General features: G+C 40.0%; 21 protein-coding genes. 13 read left to right on the top strand and 8 right to left on the bottom strand.

What is annotated here, in order from left to right; genetic code table 11:
• Positions 1-193: 193 nt before the first annotated feature.
• From HMPREF0014_RS10370 to HMPREF0014_RS10360, 3 genes are all read left to right on the top strand, one after another.
• Positions 194-1,381 (top strand): MFS transporter, encoded by a 1,188-nt coding sequence (locus HMPREF0014_RS10370; RefSeq protein ID WP_004887625.1) that lies wholly within the window; start codon positions 194-196, stop codon positions 1,379-1,381.
• Positions 1,382-1,541: 160 nt separating this feature from the next.
• On the top strand, positions 1,542-2,372 hold the full coding sequence (locus tag HMPREF0014_RS10365) for an oxidoreductase (protein ID WP_004887626.1): 831 nt from the start codon (positions 1,542-1,544) through the stop codon (positions 2,370-2,372).
• A gap of 39 nt (positions 2,373-2,411) precedes the next feature.
• Entirely contained in the window at positions 2,412-3,404 is a 993-nt protein-coding gene (locus HMPREF0014_RS10360) for an AraC family transcriptional regulator (protein WP_004887627.1), read from the top strand.
• Between the two features lie 3 nt (positions 3,405-3,407).
• On the opposite strand, the gene HMPREF0014_RS10355 is transcribed toward HMPREF0014_RS10360, so the two are convergent.
• Together HMPREF0014_RS10355 and HMPREF0014_RS10350 are read right to left on the bottom strand one after the other, a co-directional pair.
• A complete protein-coding gene (locus HMPREF0014_RS10355; protein WP_004887628.1) occupies positions 3,408-4,001 on the bottom strand; it encodes a GNAT family protein in 594 nt (197 codons plus the stop codon).
• A gap of 42 nt (positions 4,002-4,043) precedes the next feature.
• Positions 4,044-4,679, bottom strand: a complete 636-nt coding sequence (locus HMPREF0014_RS10350) for an FMN-binding negative transcriptional regulator (RefSeq protein ID WP_004887629.1) — start codon at positions 4,677-4,679, stop codon at positions 4,044-4,046.
• 115 nt (positions 4,680-4,794) lie between these two features.
• Here HMPREF0014_RS10350 and HMPREF0014_RS10345 point away from each other — a divergent pair, with 115 nt between their 5' ends.
• Complete coding sequence (locus HMPREF0014_RS10345; protein ID WP_006580980.1) at positions 4,795-6,285, top strand: PLP-dependent aminotransferase family protein; 1,491 nt, start codon at positions 4,795-4,797, stop codon at positions 6,283-6,285.
• Between the two features lie 7 nt (positions 6,286-6,292).
• Here HMPREF0014_RS10345 and HMPREF0014_RS10340 read toward each other — a convergent pair whose 3' ends face one another.
• Both HMPREF0014_RS10340 and HMPREF0014_RS10335 read right to left on the bottom strand, forming a co-directional pair.
• Positions 6,293-6,982, bottom strand: a complete 690-nt coding sequence (locus HMPREF0014_RS10340) for an LrgB family protein (RefSeq protein ID WP_004887631.1) — start codon at positions 6,980-6,982, stop codon at positions 6,293-6,295.
• A 13-nt stretch (positions 6,983-6,995) separates the two neighbouring features.
• A complete protein-coding gene (locus HMPREF0014_RS10335; RefSeq protein ID WP_004709330.1) occupies positions 6,996-7,427 on the bottom strand; it encodes a CidA/LrgA family protein in 432 nt (143 codons plus the stop codon).
• A gap of 110 nt (positions 7,428-7,537) precedes the next feature.
• Between HMPREF0014_RS10335 and HMPREF0014_RS10330 the strand changes: the two genes are divergently transcribed.
• The 3 genes from HMPREF0014_RS10330 to yghU all read left to right on the top strand — a co-directional run bounded on the left by HMPREF0014_RS10330 (position 7,538) and on the right by yghU (position 10,084).
• The gene (locus HMPREF0014_RS10330; RefSeq protein ID WP_004887632.1) at positions 7,538-8,443 is read left to right on the top strand and encodes a LysR family transcriptional regulator; all 906 of its coding nucleotides are present in this window, start codon (positions 7,538-7,540) and stop codon (positions 8,441-8,443) included.
• A gap of 120 nt (positions 8,444-8,563) precedes the next feature.
• Positions 8,564-9,190 carry a glutathione transferase gene (gene yfcF / locus HMPREF0014_RS10325; protein ID WP_004887634.1) on the top strand — a complete coding sequence of 209 codons (627 nt, stop codon included), beginning with the start codon at positions 8,564-8,566 and terminating at the stop codon, positions 9,188-9,190.
• A gap of 33 nt (positions 9,191-9,223) precedes the next feature.
• Positions 9,224-10,084, top strand: a complete 861-nt coding sequence (gene yghU / locus HMPREF0014_RS10320) for a glutathione-dependent disulfide-bond oxidoreductase (RefSeq protein WP_004887637.1) — start codon at positions 9,224-9,226, stop codon at positions 10,082-10,084.
• A 37-nt stretch (positions 10,085-10,121) separates the two neighbouring features.
• Here the strand turns inward: yghU and HMPREF0014_RS10315 are convergent, their stop codons facing one another.
• Positions 10,122-11,042, bottom strand: coding sequence for a LysR family transcriptional regulator (locus HMPREF0014_RS10315; RefSeq protein WP_006580979.1), 921 nt, complete (start codon positions 11,040-11,042; stop codon positions 10,122-10,124).
• A gap of 125 nt (positions 11,043-11,167) precedes the next feature.
• Between HMPREF0014_RS10315 and HMPREF0014_RS10310 the strand changes: the two genes are divergently transcribed.
• The 5 genes from HMPREF0014_RS10310 to HMPREF0014_RS10290 all read left to right on the top strand — a co-directional run bounded on the left by HMPREF0014_RS10310 (position 11,168) and on the right by HMPREF0014_RS10290 (position 16,739).
• The gene (locus HMPREF0014_RS10310; protein ID WP_004887643.1) at positions 11,168-11,905 is read left to right on the top strand and encodes an SDR family oxidoreductase; all 738 of its coding nucleotides are present in this window, start codon (positions 11,168-11,170) and stop codon (positions 11,903-11,905) included.
• Between the two features lie 238 nt (positions 11,906-12,143).
• Positions 12,144-12,653 carry a rhodanese-like domain-containing protein gene (locus HMPREF0014_RS10305; RefSeq protein WP_004887645.1) on the top strand — a complete coding sequence of 170 codons (510 nt, stop codon included), beginning with the start codon at positions 12,144-12,146 and terminating at the stop codon, positions 12,651-12,653.
• A gap of 18 nt (positions 12,654-12,671) precedes the next feature.
• Positions 12,672-13,613, top strand: a complete 942-nt coding sequence (gene epsC / locus HMPREF0014_RS10300; protein WP_082187626.1) for a serine O-acetyltransferase EpsC — start codon at positions 12,672-12,674, stop codon at positions 13,611-13,613.
• 257 nt (positions 13,614-13,870) lie between these two features.
• A complete protein-coding gene (locus tag HMPREF0014_RS10295; protein WP_004887649.1) occupies positions 13,871-14,803 on the top strand; it encodes a family 2A encapsulin nanocompartment shell protein in 933 nt (310 codons plus the stop codon).
• Positions 14,778-16,739: a family 2A encapsulin nanocompartment cargo protein cysteine desulfurase gene (locus HMPREF0014_RS10290; RefSeq protein WP_004887650.1), complete on the top strand. Its 1,962-nt coding sequence runs from the start codon at positions 14,778-14,780 to the stop codon at positions 16,737-16,739. The genes HMPREF0014_RS10295 and HMPREF0014_RS10290 overlap by 26 nt, the downstream gene beginning before the upstream one ends.
• Before the next feature lie 469 nt (positions 16,740-17,208).
• On the opposite strand, the gene HMPREF0014_RS10285 is transcribed toward HMPREF0014_RS10290, so the two are convergent.
• Positions 17,209-17,847, bottom strand: coding sequence for a LysE family translocator (locus tag HMPREF0014_RS10285; RefSeq protein ID WP_004887651.1), 639 nt, complete (start codon positions 17,845-17,847; stop codon positions 17,209-17,211).
• A 91-nt stretch (positions 17,848-17,938) separates the two neighbouring features.
• Between HMPREF0014_RS10285 and HMPREF0014_RS10280 the strand changes: the two genes are divergently transcribed.
• Positions 17,939-18,868 (top strand): LysR family transcriptional regulator, encoded by a 930-nt coding sequence (locus HMPREF0014_RS10280; RefSeq protein WP_004887652.1) that lies wholly within the window; start codon positions 17,939-17,941, stop codon positions 18,866-18,868.
• Positions 18,869-18,916: 48 nt separating this feature from the next.
• On the opposite strand, the gene HMPREF0014_RS10275 is transcribed toward HMPREF0014_RS10280, so the two are convergent.
• The gene (locus HMPREF0014_RS10275) at positions 18,917-19,783 is read right to left on the bottom strand and encodes a cysteine ABC transporter substrate-binding protein (RefSeq protein ID WP_000209985.1); all 867 of its coding nucleotides are present in this window, start codon (positions 19,781-19,783) and stop codon (positions 18,917-18,919) included.
• A gap of 83 nt (positions 19,784-19,866) precedes the next feature.
• Positions 19,867-20,727: a transporter substrate-binding domain-containing protein gene (locus HMPREF0014_RS10270; RefSeq protein ID WP_000476797.1), complete on the bottom strand. Its 861-nt coding sequence runs from the start codon at positions 20,725-20,727 to the stop codon at positions 19,867-19,869.
• Positions 20,728-20,730 lie beyond the last annotated feature (3 nt).

Genomic DNA, 20,730 nt, shown 5'->3' with positions numbered 1-20,730 from the left:
TCAGATGATAGAATATTAAGTCTGATAATTCAGCTGCAATTACTTGATAAAAAATAGTTTAGGCCAAAGAAATATTGTTATCTCTACCGCCAAGAACGCCTCAACATTTTCAAGCTGAGCTGTTGATACTTTCTTCCTATGTAAAAACGCAGCATCCAGACTCATCGATTAACACATATAATTAAAGGCTCTCATGCTTCAAAATACGATGCACCGCCAAGTTCTTATTTTGGCGAGTTCTCAGTCACTTTATCAAACCGTATCGATCATGGTCATGACGATTGGTGGTTTGGCTGGGGCAAATATTTCTAATACACCGATACTTGCAACTTTACCCATCGCATCTATGTTTTTGGGTACAGCCTTAATGATGTTCCCTGCATCAATGTTGATGGCACATGTAGGACGGCGTAAGGGTTTTCTTTTCGGCGCTTTTTTAGGTGTAATTGGCGGTATTATTGCCGCCATTGGTATCTTTTATAGTTCACTTACTCTCTTAGCCTTAGGCACGTTATGTGTCGGAGCCTACCAATCCTTTGCCCAGTTTTATCGTTTCGCTGCCAGTGAAGTAGCAGATGATGCATTCCGTTCACGTGCTATTTCTTGGGTTATGGCAGGTGGAATTGTTGCCGCACTGATTGGTCCGACTTTGGCGCGCTTTGGTGGCCCATTATTTCAACATTTAGAATATATCGGTTCATTTTTAATTATTAGTATCATTTCACTTGTGGCAATGGGCATTTTATCTAGCCTACATATTGCCAATACAGTTGAGCAAAAATCTAATTTTACTGCTGGTCGCCCATGGCAAAAGATTGTTTTTCAGCCTACCTATTTAGTTGCTTTGTTTGGTGCCGTAACAGGCTACGGCATCATGATTTTAGGTATGACCGCAACACCCATTGCTATGCGACATTCACACCATGAACTAGGCACGATTACAACTGTCATTCAGCTTCATGTGCTTGGTATGTTCCTACCTTCATTCTTTACTGGACATTTAATCGCCCGATTTGGTGTGCTTAAAATCATGTTTGCAGGTCTTTTATTATTTGCCTGCTATATCGGATTTGCTCTCTCCGGTATTCAGTTCGCATCGTTTGCAATCTCACTCATTTTATTAGGTGTGGGATGGAACTTTTTATTTATTGGTAGTACTTCTTTGCTTACCGGAACGTATACAGCGGCTGAAAAAGCCAAGGCCCAAGCCATTAACGACATGACTGTTTTTGTTGTCGGTTTAATCTGCTCTTTTAGCGCTGGTGCTTTACTTGATTTATTTGGCTGGGAAGCAATGAATATGGCTTTAATACCGTGGCTGGCAATTGCAGCATGCTCATTACTATGGTTAAGCAAAAGACGACCAAAAGCTTTAATTTAACTTTGTGTATCTGCTCTTATGTCCAGAAAATGATATTTTAAAAATTTGGCGTACTTTGATTAAACATTGTCGCCATTCGATTTGGGTAAATATCGTTCAAATTTCTATGATGTCTCTATCGAAAAGCAAGTTCCTTAAAACTTTAGTTGAGAGACAGAATATGAACACAGTTAAAGAAAAAATCGTTCTCATCACAGGCGCATCATCTGGTATGGGAAAAGCATTTACCAAAGCATTACTCAAAGAAGGTGCAACTGTTTATGCCGTTGCTCGTCGCGTTGATGCTATGCAAGAACTAAAAGCACTTGGTGCTCATACATTAAAAATGGATATTACCAATCAGGATGATATCGACCAAGTTGTGAAGACTATTGAAAAAGAAACCCATGGTGTTGATATTTTAGTTAACTGCGCAGGCTTTGGTATGTATGGTGCTATGGAAGATACCACCCTTGCCGATGCACGCTATCAATTTGAAGTGAATCTGTTTGGTATGGCCTATTTAACTCAAAAGGTTCTACCTAGTATGCGTAAAAAAATGCAGGGTAGAATTATCAATATTTCATCAATGGGCGGGAAAATTTATACACCACTTGGTAGTTGGTATCATGCGAGTAAACATGCTGTTGAAGGTTGGTCTGACTGTCTACGTTTAGAGTTAAAATCATTTAATATTGATGTTGTCGTCATTGAACCCGGTGCTATCGCAACTGAATTTGCAGATGTAATGGTCCAACCTATGCTGGAACGTTCAGGACAAAGTGCGTATAGCCATATGGCAGCCGCGGTTGCTAATGCAACACATACCTCTGTTGAAAAAGGTGAGCTTTCAAACGTGCAAGTTGTCGTTGATATGCTGATGAAAGCCGTCCATGCATCCTCACCTAAAACACGTTATGTGGGTGGCAAATATGCCAAACTGATGATATTTGTACGTAAATGGTTTGGTGACCGTGTGTTTGATCGTATGGTGATGTCAGTTATTAAATAAATTAAGTGCCCCTTATAAGTTTAATGTTGAGATGCTCAAATGAAATATGCTTCAAATTTTGCCCTAAATACCAACTGGAAATTATTACTGAATGACCTAGGCATAAATGTTGAAGATGCATTACGTTTGGCATCTCTACCGTTTGATTTATTCAACCGTAAAGATGCAAGCCTTACGCCTGTTCAATATTTCAATTTTTGGCACGCAATTGAACAACTTGCTGGAATAAATGACTTACCTTTAAAAATTGGTCAAATGATTACAGTTGAACTGTTTGACCCAGCGATTTTTGCTTGTATTTGTAGCCCTAACTTTAATATTGCGATACAGCGTCTATCTGAATTTAAAAGACTCGTTGGGCCAATGCAGTTACAAGTAGCAATTGATAACGACACCACAACGCTAGAACTCAAATTTTATAATGTATCTACGCCAACGCCACAAAGTCTTGCCATGTCAGAACTGGTCTTTTTTGCTCAATTAGCAAGAATATGTACAAGGCATCAGGTTATACCTTTGAAAGTTACACTGCCCGATTTACCTAATAATCTGGCAGAATACAAAACATTTTTTGGCGTACTTCCACAAAAAAGTGAACACATTTCGATTGTCTTTTCACGCCAAGATGCTGAACGTCCTTTTTTAACAGTCAACCCAACCATGTGGTCTTTTTTCGAGCCAAACTTGCAACGTAGTCTTATACAACTTGATGAAGATGCAACAGTTAGTGAAAAAGTTAAAGCAATACTTTTAGAAAACCTACCTGCTGGACTATGTACGATAGAAGATGTTGCTCAACGACTCGCGATGAGCAAACGTACACTACAACGGCTACTTTTAGAAGAGCGAACTAATTTTAAAACGCTTTTGGATGCGACACGTCAATCTCTTGCCCAACATTATTTAGAAAAATCATCAATGAGCACGGGTGAAATTTCATTTCTATTGGGCTTTCAAGAGCACAACTCATTCAGCCGAGCATTTAAAAACTGGACGGGTAATACTCCGCAAGAATATAGACTTATGCATTAATTCCTAACGCGGCTTGTTCAACATCCATTCCAGATTTTGGCGAACCGCAGGCCACTCATGTTTTAAAATGCTATAAACGTGAGTGTCCCGTAAAATATCATCTTTCACAATTTGATGGCTTCTTAGCACACCATCGAGCTTTGCACCTAAGCGTACAATCGCGGCTTGACTTTGAACATTTAAAGAAGATGTGCGTAACTCAACCGCAATACAGTTTAAAGTCTCAAATGCATGAGCTAACAGTAGTTTTTTACATTCAGTATTGACAGGTGTACGCTGTGCAGATTTGCGGTACCACGTCGAACCAATTTCGACACGGCGATGCGCTTCTTCAATATGCATTAAAGTTGTCATGCCCAGCGCTCGTCCCGTTTTTCGGTCTTCAATATAAAAAGGCAACATAGAACCAGATTTTTGTAAACCAAGACGTCTTTCAATTTCAGCAGTCATCTGTTCAGGTCTTGACACACGGGTATACCAAAGATTATAGAGTTCCCCATCGCAAACGGCCTCTGCCAGTGATTCAGCTTGAGTGACATCTAGCGGCTTTAAAATAACGTGTTCGCCTACCAACTCAACAGGTGTAATCCAAGCCATCTTTATCTCCTCCATTAATATTAAGCTTTTATATTTCCAAAGTTATTTATTTAAATCAGCCACACTATACATAGCGTCTGCTATGGTTTGATGACCAGATTTTGATAGGCCATCTGCCGCACCTAAAATGTCTCGACGTTCTTTGTTTTGCCCCAATTTTAATTGGCCTTGCAGCTTAGTAATTTCAATTTCTATTCCCACAATCGCCTTTAACATCGGTTCAAGATAGTCCTTTGGTGCATCTGACATTTTCCAGGGTTCAGGTTGAGAAGCTTCATGGCTACGGGTTAAACGAGCCACCACACCGCGAACATAACGTTCATCATCGTGAACTGTTACTTTGCCATGAGCATGCACAACCCTATAATTCCACGTCGGCACTTGTCTGTGCTGTTCATGTTTGGATGGGTACCAGTTTGGTGAAATATAAGCATCACCGGCTTGGAACACGACCAACACCTCATCTCCATTTTTAATGTTATGCCAGACAGGATTCACTCGAGACACATGCGCATGTAGAGCGCCAAACTTCCCTTCATTTTTCTGAAGTTCAAAAGGAAGATGATTTGCATCTAATCCATTACTTCCATGCGTAAAAAGCACACCAAACGGATATTCTGTAATAAGAGAATGCAATACATCCAAACGGTTTTCTGCATAATCATCGGGGATATACATGGCTCAAAACCTCACTGTAAATCTCAGGGTTATTTATATTTTGTGTTGTAAATTTTCTGGTTTATGTGGTTTATTAAAAAGAACCACTTTGTATTTTTTTAAGTAGACCAGAATTATGGCAAGAATGGCAAAAGTTGTTGAACTTCCGTCGATTGCAAAGATTGATAAAAGCAAAGGAAAGATAAGTGCTCAACTGACCCAAGCCTTGCGTGAAGCTGTACAAAGTGGTGATTTACAACCCGGCGACCCTTTACCATCCTCGCGTGAGCTGGCTCAAACACTTGAAGTCGCTCGCGGAACCGTTATTGAAGCTTATGATCAACTTCTCGCTGAAGGTGTTTTTTCTTCACAAGCCCGAACTGGCACTTATGTATCTCATGCTTTAACTAAAAAAACTGTATTGGAATCTTCCCAGAAAGAAACAATTTCTAGCTCAATCCCTTTAACCAAATCAGCTCTTTGTTATGCCGAGGTACTCAAAGAGTTTAAACCCCTTCCTCATGCCCCTTTTGCAGTGTCTGTTCCGATTGCTCGTACTCAACCGAGTGATATTTGGCGTAAGTTTGGTAATAAATTTAGATCTCGGGGTGCTGGTGCTCCATCAGGTTATGGTGAACCTCAAGGGGTATTATCATTAAGAATCGCTATAGCAGATTATGTACGTCGATCCCGCTCTGTACACTGTGAACCTGAACAAATCGTGATTACACCTGGTATTCAACAGGCACTTTATATTTGCAGCCAGATTTTATTTGAAGCGAAAGATGAAGTCTGGATAGAAGATCCAGCTTATCGTGGTACTACAGCCATTTTTGAACATGCCGTAAAAAATATCCGTACGGTGCGTGTTCCTGTCGATGAAGAAGGTATTCAAGTTGAAATTGGGATTAAACTTTCAAAACATGCGCGTGCTGCTTTTGTGACACCATCTCACCAATATCCACTTGGCATGCCAATGAGTCTAGCAAGACGCACGGCTTTATTGGCTTGGGCAAAACAGCAAAATGCATGGATCATTGAAGATGACTATGACAGTGAACTTCGTTATAACGGTCAGCCCTTTCCATCTTTACAAGGTATGGCACCCAACCAAGTCATTTATCTTGGAACTTTCAGCAAAGTCTTATTTCCATCGCTTAGGCTTGGCTATGCCGTATTGCCTAAAGAACTGGTGGCACCTTTTTGTGGGCTAAGAGTATTAATTGATAGACACCCACCTGCTGCTGACCAACATGTTTTAGCTGCTTTTATTCAAGAGGGTTATTTGGAACGACATATTCGACGTACTCGACATGTTTATGCGGAAGTTCGGCAATACATTATTGGCTTGACTGAAAAACATATACCTCAAGAACTGGCTTGGTTACAGCCGGGTGATCAAGGCATGCATATGGTGTTATGGCTTGCTCATCATATTAATGATATTGACGTTGCAAGCTCGGCAGTCGATGCAGGTATTGCCGTTAAAGCAATTTCACCAACATTTTCAAAAGAGCAACAACGTCCGGGTTTAATTGTTGGCTTAGGTGATTTTGAACCCGAACAGATGCAACAAGCCATTAAAAAACTATCAAAAATTATTCAACAACATGGCAAACCGTCTTAATCCAAGCTTACAACATCAACCATAGATGAATCGCAAATGGCCCAATCAGCACCATTAAAATACCAGCGATGACCATAGTTAAACTGGCAATTACACCTTCTTCACTATTTCTTTGCTGTGCTCTGACTGTACCAAAACCATGCGCTGCATTACCAAAGGCAGCTCCATTTGCTACATTAGAACGGATTTTAGTAATCGCTAAAATCGCATCGCCGCAAATCATACCAACCAAACCGGTAATAACGGTAAATAGTGAAACCAATGCTGCCGAACCATGAATATCTTCCGCTAGAATCATGGCAAATGGTGTTGAAATAGAACGTGCCATCAAACTGTTGGTCACTTCAGGGCTAAAATGGAACCACTGTGCCATCTCATAGGCAGACATCACACCTACACTCATACCCACAATAATCGCAATCGAAAGAACCCCAAGGTTTTTACGAATTGTTTCCCGATAGCGATAAATTGGTACAGCAAAAGCAACCGTTGCTGGTCCTAACAAATTAACAATCCACTGCGTATCTTCTGCATAAGTTTGATATGAAATTCCAAAAATCGTCATCAAAATAATGGTGAGTACAGGCACACTAATTGCGGGTGATAACCAAAGTTTTGGATTTTTCTGATAGATTCGCTTTGCCACCACATAGGCAACCAAAGTCCAGATGAGACAAAGAATTGACCAAATATTCATGTCGTTTTGCTCTCTAGATATGCTTATGTTGAAGACGTTTTCGAGCTTGTAAATAAGCTTTTAAACGATTGTAATAGTGAATAGTCAGCGAAGTACTTAGCATGACTAAAATAGTCCCAATGGCAATACTCAAGACAATTTGCCATCCTTCGGTCATAAACAGGGTTTTATACTGGACAACGGCGACTACTACAGGGACAAAGAACAGTAATAGCTCACCTAAAACCACAGTTGCTCCCATTGCCACCTGATCCATTTTGATAATTTTAAAGAACAGACATAAAAGCAATAAAAACATACCTAAAATACCCGCCGAGACAGGGACGCCGAGTTTTTGATGTAAGAGATATCCGACCCACCAAAATCCAGCCAAAATCAAAATTTGTTTAACTAAAACTAAAAGTGATGGTTGTGAGGGTGTTCCAGAAGCAGATTCAGTACTCATTTTTTGAAATTAAATGGTTAACTACATCATTATGCTATCTTGGTTAAACCAGCCAAATATGAATTATTCATGTTAATATTATTCTAAAATGGAATAATCTATTCTTTATTATGCTTTCTCTAAAATCATTACAGTGCTTCGTTACACTGGTAAAAACTAAAAGTTTTACCCGTACTGCTGAAGAGTTGTATCTGACTCAGCCCACTATTAGTAAAATATTACAACAACTCGAAGAACAGCTTCAGGTACAACTTTTTGTCAAACCCGATCATGGACGAAAAAGACAAATTGAATTAACTGAAATTGGAGAGCGTATTTATCAACATGCAATTGAGCTTCTTCAGGCAGAACAAAACATCTTTTTGGAGATAGAAAACTATCAACAATTAAAAACAGGTACTTTAAAACTTGGCGTTCCACCTTTAGGTTCCCAGCTCCTAACAACAGCCCTGTTTGACTTTCATCGCCAATGGCCAGCTATTGAATTAGCTTTTATGGAAGTAGGTTCACGCGGTATTGAACAAGCTTTACTCAATAACGAGTTAGACGTTGGCGTTTTATTGCAGCCTTTTGATGAGCAAATCTTTAATAGCATTGAGCTATGTAACTACCCTTTAATGGTACTTTTACGTCGTGATGCAACTTGGGCAACCCGCAAAAAAATAAATCTAGAAGAATTACAACACCAATCATTTTTAATGTTTCCTGAAAATTTTTCTTTGAACAGTATTATTCTCGATGCTTGTAAGCAGCATGGTTTTTATCCAACTATTGCTTGCCGTACCAGCCAATGGCATCTTTTGGCAGACATGGTGTTACAACGTATGGGGATTGCGCTTCTCCCTCAATATTATACCGACATGCTTGACCCTACTTTATTTGCAGCAGTACCACTTGAAAAACCAAATATTCAGTGGCACTTAGTCATGGCTTGGAAAAAAAATCTTCCTGTCTCACCAGCGGTACAAGCGTGGCTGAACATTGTTCGTGAGCATTTCCAGCACGTTAAGCCTTAACGTTGAATATTAAAATGGCTTAATTCAAAAACCAATAAAGCTTTTCCACAAAAAAGCTACCCAATCTTGGCTTAGCTCACTTAGACTAGATCCGATTGTTTTATGACATGGACAATAACAATGAATAATGAACATTTTAAGCTGTACACAGATTCACAATTTCTAAGCCCTTATGCGTTTACAGTTTTTGTAGGGCTACATGAAAAACAAATTCCATTTGAAATTGCGACCATCAACTTAGGCCAGCAAGGCCAATTTGAAAAATCTTATGTAGCAAAGTCATTAACTGCCAAAGTGCCTGTACTTGAGCACAATGATTTTGCCTTATCAGAATCTTCTGCCATTTTGGAATATCTTGAAGAACTTTATCCAAACACATCTATTTATCCAAAAGATATTCAAGCACGCGCAAGAGCAAGACAAATTCAGGCATGGCTCCGATCAGACTTAGTAGCACTAAGAACTGAACGACCAACCGATGTTATTTTTATTCAGCCCAAGTCCACTCCACTTTCAGAAGAAGGTCTAAAAGCTGCGGAGAAACTTTTCTTTGTTGCAGAAAAACTTCTCGCATCTGATGCCGAATTTCTTTTTGGTTCATGGAGCATTGTAGATGCTGAACTTGCCCTGATGTTGCAACGCCTTATCCAAAATGGTGATGCTGTACCAGAACGCTTAAAAACCTATGCACTACAGCAATGGCAAAGACCGACCGTACAAAAATGGCTTGCCTTGCGACATAACTAAACCCTTATATTTACACCAAACATGAGATAAAAAATGAGTGATTCAAACTATATTCCTCCACAAGTTTGGCAATGGACTGGAGAAAAAACCGATTTAAACCAACCTACCTCAGGTGCTCGTTACGAACATACACTTCCAGTAGGAAAACATCCGCTCCAGCTCTACTCTTTAGCAACGCCTAATGGTCAAAAAGTCACTATTTTGCTTGAAGAGCTTTTAGCGTTGGGACATAAAGATGCTGAATATGATGCTTGGCTGATTAAAATCGGAGAAGGACAGCAATTTGGCAGTGGCTTTGTAGACATTAATCCAAACTCTAAAATTCCGGCATTGGTTGACCATAGCCAAAACCCGCCATTAAGAGTGTTTGAGTCTGGCTCAATTTTGCTTTACTTGGCTGAAAAGTTTAAAGCGTTTATTCCGACTGATATTGCTGCACGTACTGAATGCCTCAATTGGTTATTCTGGCAAATGGGCAGTGCACCTTACTTAGGTGGCGGTTTTGGGCATTTTTATGCTTATGCACCCGTTAAAATTGAATATGCGATTAACCGCTTTGCCATGGAAACAAAGCGTTTACTTGATGTTTTAGATCAGCATCTGGCAAAAAACGAATATTTGGCTGGTTCTGAATATTCGATTGCTGATATTGCGGCATTCCCTTGGTATGGTGGTCTTGTTAAAAACTGGGTGTATAACGGCGCGGAGTTTTTAGGTGTCGATCAATATAAAAATGTTCAGCGTTGGGCAGATGCGATTTTAGCGCGCCCTGCGGTTCAACGCGGGCGTATGGTTAACCGTACTTTTGGTGATTTAGCTACGCAGTTGCATGAACGCCATGATGCGAGTGATTTTGAGACCAAGACTCAAGATAAATTGCAGAACCAGTCTTAAAAATATCATTCAGTTTTTGACTTACCCGCAAGATATTTCATTTTTGCGGGTATTCAAAGGTGGCAAAATAGCCCGTATATAACTCACTCAGCCAAGCGACAAAAACTCGTACGCGTGGCGAGAGCTGCCTGTGCTGCGGATATAAAGCAGAAACAGACATCTTCGGGATTTCCCACGCAGATAAAACCTCAACCAACTGCCCGTCTTTTAACTCATTCGCCACATGGTAGCGCGGGACCTGAATTAAACCTGCCCCACGTAAAGCAGATAATACATAGTTTTCAGCATCATTTACCGCGATCCAGCTTTTTAAAAAATAATCTTGTTTTTTACCGTTCACCATCAATTCAAATGGATAATTTCGCCCGGCTGTTGTCGAGAAGAAATTAACACAATAATGTGATAACAAATCTTCTGGTTGCTGTGGCGTTCCATTTTTATTTAAATAGTCAGGACTTGCACAAATGACTTGTGGCATATCAACCAAATGTCTAGCAATTAAAGTGGAATCATCCAAACGCCCCGCTCTCACCACACAATCTATCCCTTCTCTAATCAGATCAACCAAGCGATCACCTGTACTAATTACCAGTTCAATGTCGGGGTACAACTCGTGAAATTGATCAATATTAGGTAAAACAATTTTGGTCGCATGCGCACCGGATAAATCGACACGTAGCAAACCACGGGGCTGTGCAATTACATTGCGTAAAGACGATTCGGCATCATCAAGTTCCGATAATATTTGTGTGCAGCGTTCATAAAATGCCTGTCCATCTAGTGATGGTCTTACATGCCGAGTCGTCCGTTCTAGCAAACGGCACTGTAAATTACTCTCTAACTCCTTAATGGCATTACTTGCAGTAGCACGTGGGATATTCAGCTGATCGGCTGCCTGACTAAAACTACCTAGCTCTACGATGCGGGTAAAAAGTTGCAAGGTATCAAATTTATCCATGGTGCTATCTTTTAACCCTATCCATTATTAATGTATACGGAATTATCTTATCCAATTCTGATGATTTATCCCATATTTCTATATTATTAAAATAAGCCATACTTACTCAAACAGGCAATCTAAAAATGAATATTTCAAGAAAAACAGCTCTGGTTACTGGCGCATCACGTGGTATTGGTCGTGCTATTGCTGAACGCTTAGCACAAGATGGCTTTTATGTCATTGTTAACTATGCTGGCAATAAGGTTCATGCCCAAGCAACTGTAGATCATATTATTGAGCAAGGTGGTCAAGCCTCAGCTATTAAAGCGGACGTTGCAAATGAACATGAGGTGAACCGTTTATTTCAAGAGGCAAAGGCCATTAATGGTCAATTAGACGTTGTGGTTCATAGTGCCGGTATTATGCCTATGGCAAAAATTACACCTGAAAGCCTGCCAGATTTCGATAAAGTGATTCATACTAATTTACGTGGCTCGTTTTTAATATTGGCGCATGCGGCCGAAACAGTGCCAGATGGTAGTCGGATTATTGCGCTTTCAACCAGTGTAATTGCCAAATCTTTTCCAGCATATGGTCCTTATATTGCTTCAAAAGCAGGTGTCGAAGGTTTGGTACATGTGTTAGCAAATGAGTTACGCGGACGGAATATTACTGTAAATGCCGTTGCGCCCGGCCCGACAGGTACTGACCTTTTTTATAATAGAAAAACTGACGAGCAAGTGGAAGCTATTGCAAAACTTGCTCCATTGGAAAGAATCGGGACACCTGACGAAATTGCTGGCGTAGTTGCCATGCTGGCTAGTCCAGATGGACGTTGGGTAAATTCACAAGTCATTCGAGTAAATGGTGGATTTGCTTAATGTTTAAAACCGTGTGGATTATTTTAATTCACACGGTTTTTTACTAACTATTAAAATTTCTTAAATCTATTTTATTTTAATAAGTTTATAAGATTAACTAATACTATTTTTATAAAAATATCCCTCATTCTTATTTATCAAAATAATATATATAAATAGATATTCCTTATTTTTGCTTATATTTAAAAACGCGTAAATTGAACCTTAACAATCTGAATCAAAGATAAGGATATATTCAATGAACGCTAAATTAAATACAGAAGCTCCGCAAAGCTTTATCTCAAATGATTCAAATACATCCTTTTCAGCCGAAGAAATTCTTTATAAAGCACAGCAATACACACAGGACCATGAACTTAATTTTAGTGGCAGTTTATCACCTACTGATGCATGGCAACTCGTACAACAGGGCGAAGCTGTTTTAGTTGATGTGCGTACCAATGAAGAACGCAAATTTGTGGGTTATGTCCCTGAAAGTGTTCATGTCGCTTGGGCAACAGGCACGTCATTTAACCGTAATCCACGCTTTTTAAAAGAACTTGAATCAAAAGTTGGCAAAGATAAAACCATTCTTTTGTTATGTCGTAGTGGCAACCGTTCAGCACAAGCTGCCGAGGCCGCATTTAATGCAGGTTTTGAGCACATTTATAACGTTCTTGAAGGCTTCGAAGGCGATCTAAATGATCAGCAACAGCGTAATCAGAAAAATGGCTGGCGCATCCATCAACTTCCTTGGCAACAAGACTAATATTTTAATCAATTTTCAGTGAATCAAGGAAAGCTTGTGACTCAATGGAACATTAATGCGGTTGTACAAGGTTTACAACAAGCAAGGCATGACTGGCGTCAACAACAGCACCGGACCAAAGAATTTGGGGGTCGTGAACTTCCATCTAAAGAGGCTTTAAAAGCCATTTTAGATGATCTGTGCGGAATTTTATTTCCAATGCGTTTAGGCCCTGCCGACTTACGTCAGGAAACTGAGGATTCTTATATTGCCTATACTTTAAATCGGGTACTCACAGCCTTACATGCTCAAGTACAACTGGCTTTAAACTATGAAGCAAAACGTCATTTGAGTCATTCGAACACAGTCCAACAGCCAGACGAACTTGCTCAAAATATTGTGCAGGATTTTGCCAACACCTTGCCCTCTATACGACGTCTTTTAGACGGCGATGTGCGTGCTGCTTATGAAGGCGATCCGGCGGCGCATAGTGTGGATGAGGTATTACTTTGCTATCCGGGTATATTTGCGATTATTCATCATCGAATAGCGCATCAACTCTATGCCCAAGTGCCTTTATTGTCTCGCATTATTTCCGAGTTGGCGCATTCTGCAACTGGTATTGATATTCATCCGGGTGCAAAAATCGGTAAAGGATTCTTCATCGATCATGGTACGGGTGTGGTGATTGGTGAAACTAGCGTTATTGGAGAGCGTGTTCGTATTTATCAGGCAGTGACCCTTGGAGCGAAACGATTTGAAACGAATGATGATGGTGGTTTGAAAAAAGACTATACACGCCATCCAATTGTTGAAGATGACGTGGTGATCTATGCAGGTGCCACTATTTTAGGTCGTATTACGATTGGTCGAGGGTCCATTATTGGGGGAAATGTCTGGCTTACACATAGTATTCCCGCAGGAAGCCAGATTTTACAGTCACCACTGGAGGATTATCAAAAAAATCCAGAATTTAAATAAATCGTACTCACAATTTTATATATAAGAGTTTTAACCAATATATTAAAAATATGAATTTGGTATATATAAATCAGTTTATTACTTATTTATATTAAATTTTCATAAATATATGCTTATTAATAATAAGTGACCTGTATTCATTTATTTATACCTTATTCATATTTTGAAAATCGAATATTTAATTCTAATCTGTTAACACGATAATTTAAAAATTTAACATTTTATAACCAAGCCACTGTAATAAGGAAAAATGATTCATGGCGAAAAATACTGACAAAGCCCAACTTGCGCTGGGGGACCACGCAGCCCGTCAACTGGCCAATGCAACCAAAACTGCTCCCCAACTTTCTACAATTACTCCCAGATGGCTGACTCACTTACTTCAATGGCTTCCTGTTGAAGCAGGTATCTACCGCTTAAACCGTGTAAGTAATACCGATGATATTCAAGTCGCTTGCACACAACGCGATGAAGCAACTTTACCTCAAACTTTTGTTGATTATGACCCAGAGCCACGCGAATACTTTTTAAATGGTGTATCTACTGTTTTAGATGTACATACACGTGTTGCTGACCTTTACAGCAGCCCACACGACCAAATTAAAGAACAGCTCCGTTTAACCATTGAAACCATTAAAGAACGTCAAGAAAGTGAGCTTATCAATAACCCTGAATATGGTTTACTGGCAAGTGTGACAGATGACCAACGTATTTCGACTTTAAATGGCCCACCTACTCCAGATGATCTTGATGATTTGCTACGTAAAGTCTGGAAAGAACCGGGATTTTTCCTAGCACACCCTGATGCGATTGCAGCATTTGGACGTGAATGTACACGCCGTGGTGTGCCACCTCCAACGGTTAGCTTATTTGGTTCGCAATTCATTACATGGCGCGGTATTCCAATCATTCCATCAAATAAAATTCCTGTAGAAGATGGCAAAACTAAAATCTTGCTGCTTCGTGTTGGTGAAAAGCGTCAAGGGATTGTTGGTTTGTTCCAACCTGGTCTTGCTGGTGAACAGTCACCAGGGCTTTCAGTACGCTTTATGGGAATCAACCGTAACGCGATTGCGTCGTATCTAATCTCGTTATATTGCTCACTTGCAGTACTCACTGATGATGCGTTGGCAGTATTAGATGATGTGGAGGTGGACAAATATCATGACTACCCAGTTAACTACAAGTAATCTGCAAGGTAGTCCAACGGGGCCTGAAGTGACTGGTGTTAATCCACCAGCCAACTTCCCTGATGAGTCCACCATTGCTCGACTTGCTAATGAGTTTTTTTCAGCATTACCAAGCTCAAGCAGTTCAACTTCTCCATCGGGCCTAAACTTGGACTTACCTGTCGGAGCGCCACCACACCCACCACAACCGGGTGAACCATTTTCTGCACTCAGTGGTCGTGCGCCCAATATCGCCTTTCAGAAAAGTCTTAATCCGGAATATCCTGAACATATTCCAAATTTGCCAGACTACCCTGAACGTCGAATTGTAGCGTCTGCGCCTGTGGTTGGTGGAGCTAATTTGCCGCGCCCACCATTTGAGCCACATTTGCCACAAGCTGCTCATAGTGAACCCAATGTGCCACGCATTGAACCAAACTTACCCACTGGTGCAGGTGAATCACCTTATTATTTTTTAAATGATTTTTCTGCTCCCAATACAGCAGAACCGTCTGTTAAAGGTGTTGAAGATAATTATTCAGTTGCACAGTCTTTTCAGTTGCCACATGGTGACCAGCTGAAGTCATTACTGACGGAAGATCGTTTTGCAACGAACACGCCCACCCAAAGTTCGGCAAGCTCTGCATTTTATTTTTTAGACTTGCCTCAAAGTGGACAAAGTTATAGTCACTATCAACCATCGCAACCCACTTTTGTAGCAAGCAGTGCTCAACCACTCGATGTGCATGCCATACGTCGCGATTTCCCAATTTTACAGGAACGCGTCAATGGTCGACCTTTGGTCTGGTTTGATAATGCAGCCACTACACAAAAACCGCAGCGCGTGATTGATCGGATTGCTTATTTTTATCAGCATGAAAACTCAAATATTCACCGTGCTGCCCATGAGTTAGCAGCTCGTGCAACCGATGCCTATGAGCATGCAAGAAATGTAGTGGCCCGATTTATTGGTGCACCCTCTTCTAAAGAAATTATCTTTGTTCGAGGAACAACCGAAGGCATTAATCTGATTGCAAAAACATGGGGTGAGCAAAATATTGGTGAAGGTGATGAAATTATCGTTTCTCACTTAGAACACCATGCCAATATTGTGCCTTGGTATCAACTCACTAAAAAAACTGGAGCGAAATTACGAGTCATTCCTGTGGATGACACTGGGCAAATTATTTTAGAAGAATTGCCAAAACTGATTAATGAGCGCACCAAACTGCTGTCGATTACTCAAGTTTCAAATGCTTTGGGTACAGTCACACCTGTTGCTGAAGTCATTAAAATTGCGCATGCCAAAGGTGTTCGTGTTTTAGTTGATGGTGCTCAATCTGTTTCGCACATCCCTACCGATGTACAAGCTCTTGATGCAGACTTTTTTGTGTTTTCTGGACATAAAGTGTTTGGTCCAACAGGTATTGGTGCGGTCTATGCAAAACCAGAATTGCTAGAAAGTATGCCTGTTTGGGAAGGCGGCGGTAACATGATTCAGGATGTTACCTTCGAACAAGTAGTTTACCAACCTGCACCAAACAAGTTTGAAGCTGGAACTGGAAACATTGCCGATGCTGTTGGTTTAGGCGCTGCACTTGAATATGTCGAAAGTCTAGGCATTCATAACATTGCTCGCTATGAACATGATCTACTCGAATATGGTCAAAATGCGCTGAGTAGTGTGTCAGGTTTACGCCTGATCGGAACCGCACATCACAAAGCCAGTGTTATGTCCTTTACCTTACAAGGCTATTCAACCGAACAAGTGGGTAAAGCTTTAAATCAACATGGTATTGCTGTACGTTCTGGGCACCATTGTGCACAGCCAATTTTACGTCGTTTTGGTGTAGAACAGACCGTGCGTCCGTCTTTGGCTTTTTATAACACGACGGAAGAAATTGATTTATTGGTGTCAGTGTTACATCAACTGACACGTAATAGGCGTAGCAATTAAATCTATTTTTAGACTAGAAAAGACTGCTTTTGAGCGGTCTTTTTTATGGATTATTTATTAAAACTACTTGAACTCAACTTCATATATAGGAATAAGACAAAATAGCTATCACAGTTGAGTCTTATTATTTGAAATTCGATTTCTAAGTTAGCCTTCGGCTCGAGCTAAAAATTATTAGTACTATAGATAATTTAAAGTGCTTATCACGGCGGAGTCTTACCGTTTTCAAATCCAAAGAAAGTAGCTAATTCCGTTACTTTTTTAAAAAAGTAACCAAAAACTTTCTCATCCACAGAACCTGTTCTCTGTTTTCATTTTTCAAATAATATTGCAAATACATTATCTTTATAAATTATGGGCAGGCTGTGGATGAAATTTAGCACTAGCAAATGCAAGTATGGGCTCCGTTGTGCTAGTCTAAAAACTTGCAGATGACTTTAACCTGAGGAAATATCAATAGATATCCAACTTAATTAAACAATCCCCAAATCAATCTCAACGCAATCCCAATCAACAACACTCCCATCACCCGCTCAAAATAAACTCCAAATTCTAAAAACCGTTTACGTACAATAGGCTGTGCAAACAGTACACTCACCACCATAAACCAAATAGCATTGACCATACACATCCATATTCCATAAAAGACCTGAACTTTCATTGGTGTAGTTGTACTTACAATCGTCGTAAAAATTGCCAGAAAAAAGATAGTGGCTTTTGGGTTTAACGCATTGGTAAGAAAACCCATTGTAAAAGCTTTAAATAAACTCGGCTTATCACTGCCTGCTTGGCCATTAATTTCAATATTGGTATTCGGCTGGCTACGTAAACACTGCCACCCCAAATAAATTAAATAGACTGCTCCCGCTGTTCTAATAAGCGACATGAGCCATTCACTTTGTTGAATCAAAAAACCAATCCCAACCAAGGTATAAAAGACATGAACCGAAATCCCAACACCAATACCAATTGCGGTTAGACATCCAATCAAATAACCATAACGTACACTTTGTCTGACCGTAATCACAAAATCTGGTCCCGGTAAAATCACCGCCATAAAATGAATAAGAGCTAGCGTTAAAAACTCATGTCCATACAACTGCCACATAACAATTTAGTTTCCTGAAAATCACCTAAAAGATTGTATTGCGATTTTTTAGACGCGATAATCTAATCAAAATCCAAATAATTTTTGCCTCATGAGCACAAATCAAAATCTGGTTCTGTTAAATGAAATGGCGACTTTCGTTAAGGTTGTCGAGTCGGAAAGCTTTTCTGAAACTGCCCGCCAGCTTGGTACAACACCTTCTGCTGTGAGCCGCGCGATTGCTCGTTTAGAACGTGCTTTAGGCACCCGCTTACTCTATCGGACTACACGGAAACTTCGTTTAAGTGAAAGTGGACAACAGGTCTATCAACGCTGTTTAGATATGGTGAATGCGGCACAAGCAGTCATGGAAAGTTCGGGTCAATTTCATGTTGAACCAGAAGGTATTATTCGTATGAGTGTTCCAAAAGCTGTGGGACATTTTATGATTCATCCGCATTTACCCGAATTTTTAGAACGCTACCCTAAAATTGATATACAGATGCTTTTAGAAGATCGCTATGTAGATCTCATTGATGATGGCGTCGATTTAGCACTTCGAATTACAGAGCAACCACCAGGTGGTCTTATGGGCCGAAAACTCATTGATATTGATCACTTGGTTTGTGCTACGCCTGAGTATTTGGCCAAGCATGGCATACCGAACCACCCTCATGATTTAAAGCAGCATGAATGTATTTACTTGGGTGAACAAGCCAGTGACTCAAAGTGGAAATTTCAGCAAGGAAATAAATCGATCAGTGTTGCCGTGCGTGGTCGTTATGCAGCAAACCATACAGGTGTGCGTTTGAGTGCCGCATTACAGCATTTAGGTATTGCGAGCTTGCCATACTTCGTTGCACGCCATGCACTACAACAAGGTACCTTAGTGCAGGTTTTACCAGATTGGTATTTTAAGACCTATTATAGTGGTGGGCTGTGGTTACTTTATCCACCGACACGGCATGTCCCGCCTAAATTGAGTGTGTTGATTCAATATTTGGCAGATAAATTAGCAGCAGAGCCGACTTTAAAAATCTAGTCGGCTCTTAACTCGAGCAAATCCTATCTAGAGTCCTCTTTATTAGAATTACTCAACCAATAAATCTTTTGGATTAATCGTATCGCCATAGACAGGTTTTAAAGTCTTTTCATAAGCCTGATGAATCACACCTTCTTTAGCCAGTTTCTCTAAATCTTGATTCAACCAGTCCAATAACTCTTTATCACCCTTTTTCACTGCTGGTGCAATTAAGTCCTGCTCACCTAAATTGGTAATGCCAACAGTGTAATTTGGATTTTCTTTAGCCCAAGCTAAAACCAGCAAGTTATCATGTGCAAGCGCAGCACCACGACCATCTTTTAAAGCATCAAAAGTTTCAGTGTTTTGCTCATACTTTTGTAGTTTAATTTCAGGATGAGTCTTGGTGAAGAATGAATCAGCTGTCGTCCCTTTGTTCACCAACAAAGTTTTATCTTTAAGTTGAGCCACATCAGTAATCGGATGACTTTTAGGAGAAACCACACCGAGCGCCACTTTTAAATAAGGTTTAGCAAAATCGACAACTTCTTTACGTTCTGGTGTAACAGTAAAGTTGGCAAAAATAATATCCACTTTATTGGCTTTTAAGTATTCGACACGGTTAGCCGCTTCAGTTAAAACAAACTCAACTTTGTTTTCATCACCCAGCAAATCTTTAGCGACATGCTTAGCAATTTCTACATCAAAACCTTGATTTTTACCTTGAGCATCTAAATATCCAAATGGCGGTTTATCACTAAATACACCAATTCGTACCACACCATTCTTTTTGATCTGTTCAATACTCGACACAGTTTGTGTAGTATCTGCCGTTTTTTCAGTAGACTGAGTTCCTTTGTCACATGCAACTAAACCTAAACTCAGTAAAGACGCAGCTAAAATATGCTTCACGTTTTGAAATGTTAATGTTGTCATTATTTCACCCTATCGTTCTTGTAAAAGTCTTATTTAAAAATAGCAGCGCCTACTTTCAGACACTGCTCTAGCGATATCGAAAATTATTGGCCTACATCTAAAAACACATTCGGATTGACCGAGTCACCGTAAATTGGTTTCAAGGTTTCATCATAAATTTTCTTAATTTCACCACTAGTTCTTAGCTGCTTAATTTCAGTATTGAGCCAATTCAATAGTTGGGTATTGCCCTTTTTCACTGCTGGTGCAATAAACTCTTGATCACCAATAGATTGAATACCCGCCACATAACTTGGGTTCTTCGCGGCCCATGCCAAAGCATACGTACTATCTTGTGAAATTGCGTCACCACGACCGTCGGTTAAAGCTTTGAAGGCATCCGAATTTCTTTCAAACTTGAGTAAATTCACTTTCGGATAATGCTTGGTAAAGTAAGTATCCGAACTTGTGCCTTTATTGACAATTAAGGTTTTACCTTCTAATTGGGCAATGTCGGTAATCGGCTTGGCTTTAGGCGAGACAATACCAAACGCACCTTTTAAATAAGGCTCAGCAAAATCGACAACCTCTTTACGTTCAGGCGTTACCGTAAATGTCGCGAATACAACATCAGCTCGATTTGATTTTAAAAACTCCACCCGATTTGAAGCTTCAGTCACAATAAACTCAACTTTCTTTTCATCACCGAGCAAATCTTTAGTAACCCGTTTTGCTAAAGCCACATCAAAGCCCTGATTATTTCCAGCACTGTCTACATAACCAAACGGCGGATCATCAGCAAAAACCGCAACTCGTAGAACTCCATTTTTTTTGACTTGCTCTAAAGAATGGTCTTCTTGAGAATTACTTGCCTGTTCAGTTGATGGCGTTTTACTACATGCAGTTAACAACACCCCAGCAACAGCAAGACTGCTTAATATTTTTATTGAATTACGTTTAAACATTCA

The organism is Acinetobacter sp. RUH 2624, assembly GCF_000162375.2.
Lineage (GTDB): Bacteria > Pseudomonadota > Gammaproteobacteria > Pseudomonadales > Moraxellaceae > Acinetobacter > Acinetobacter nosocomialis.
This window is presented reverse-complemented; position numbering and strand designations above follow the sequence as displayed.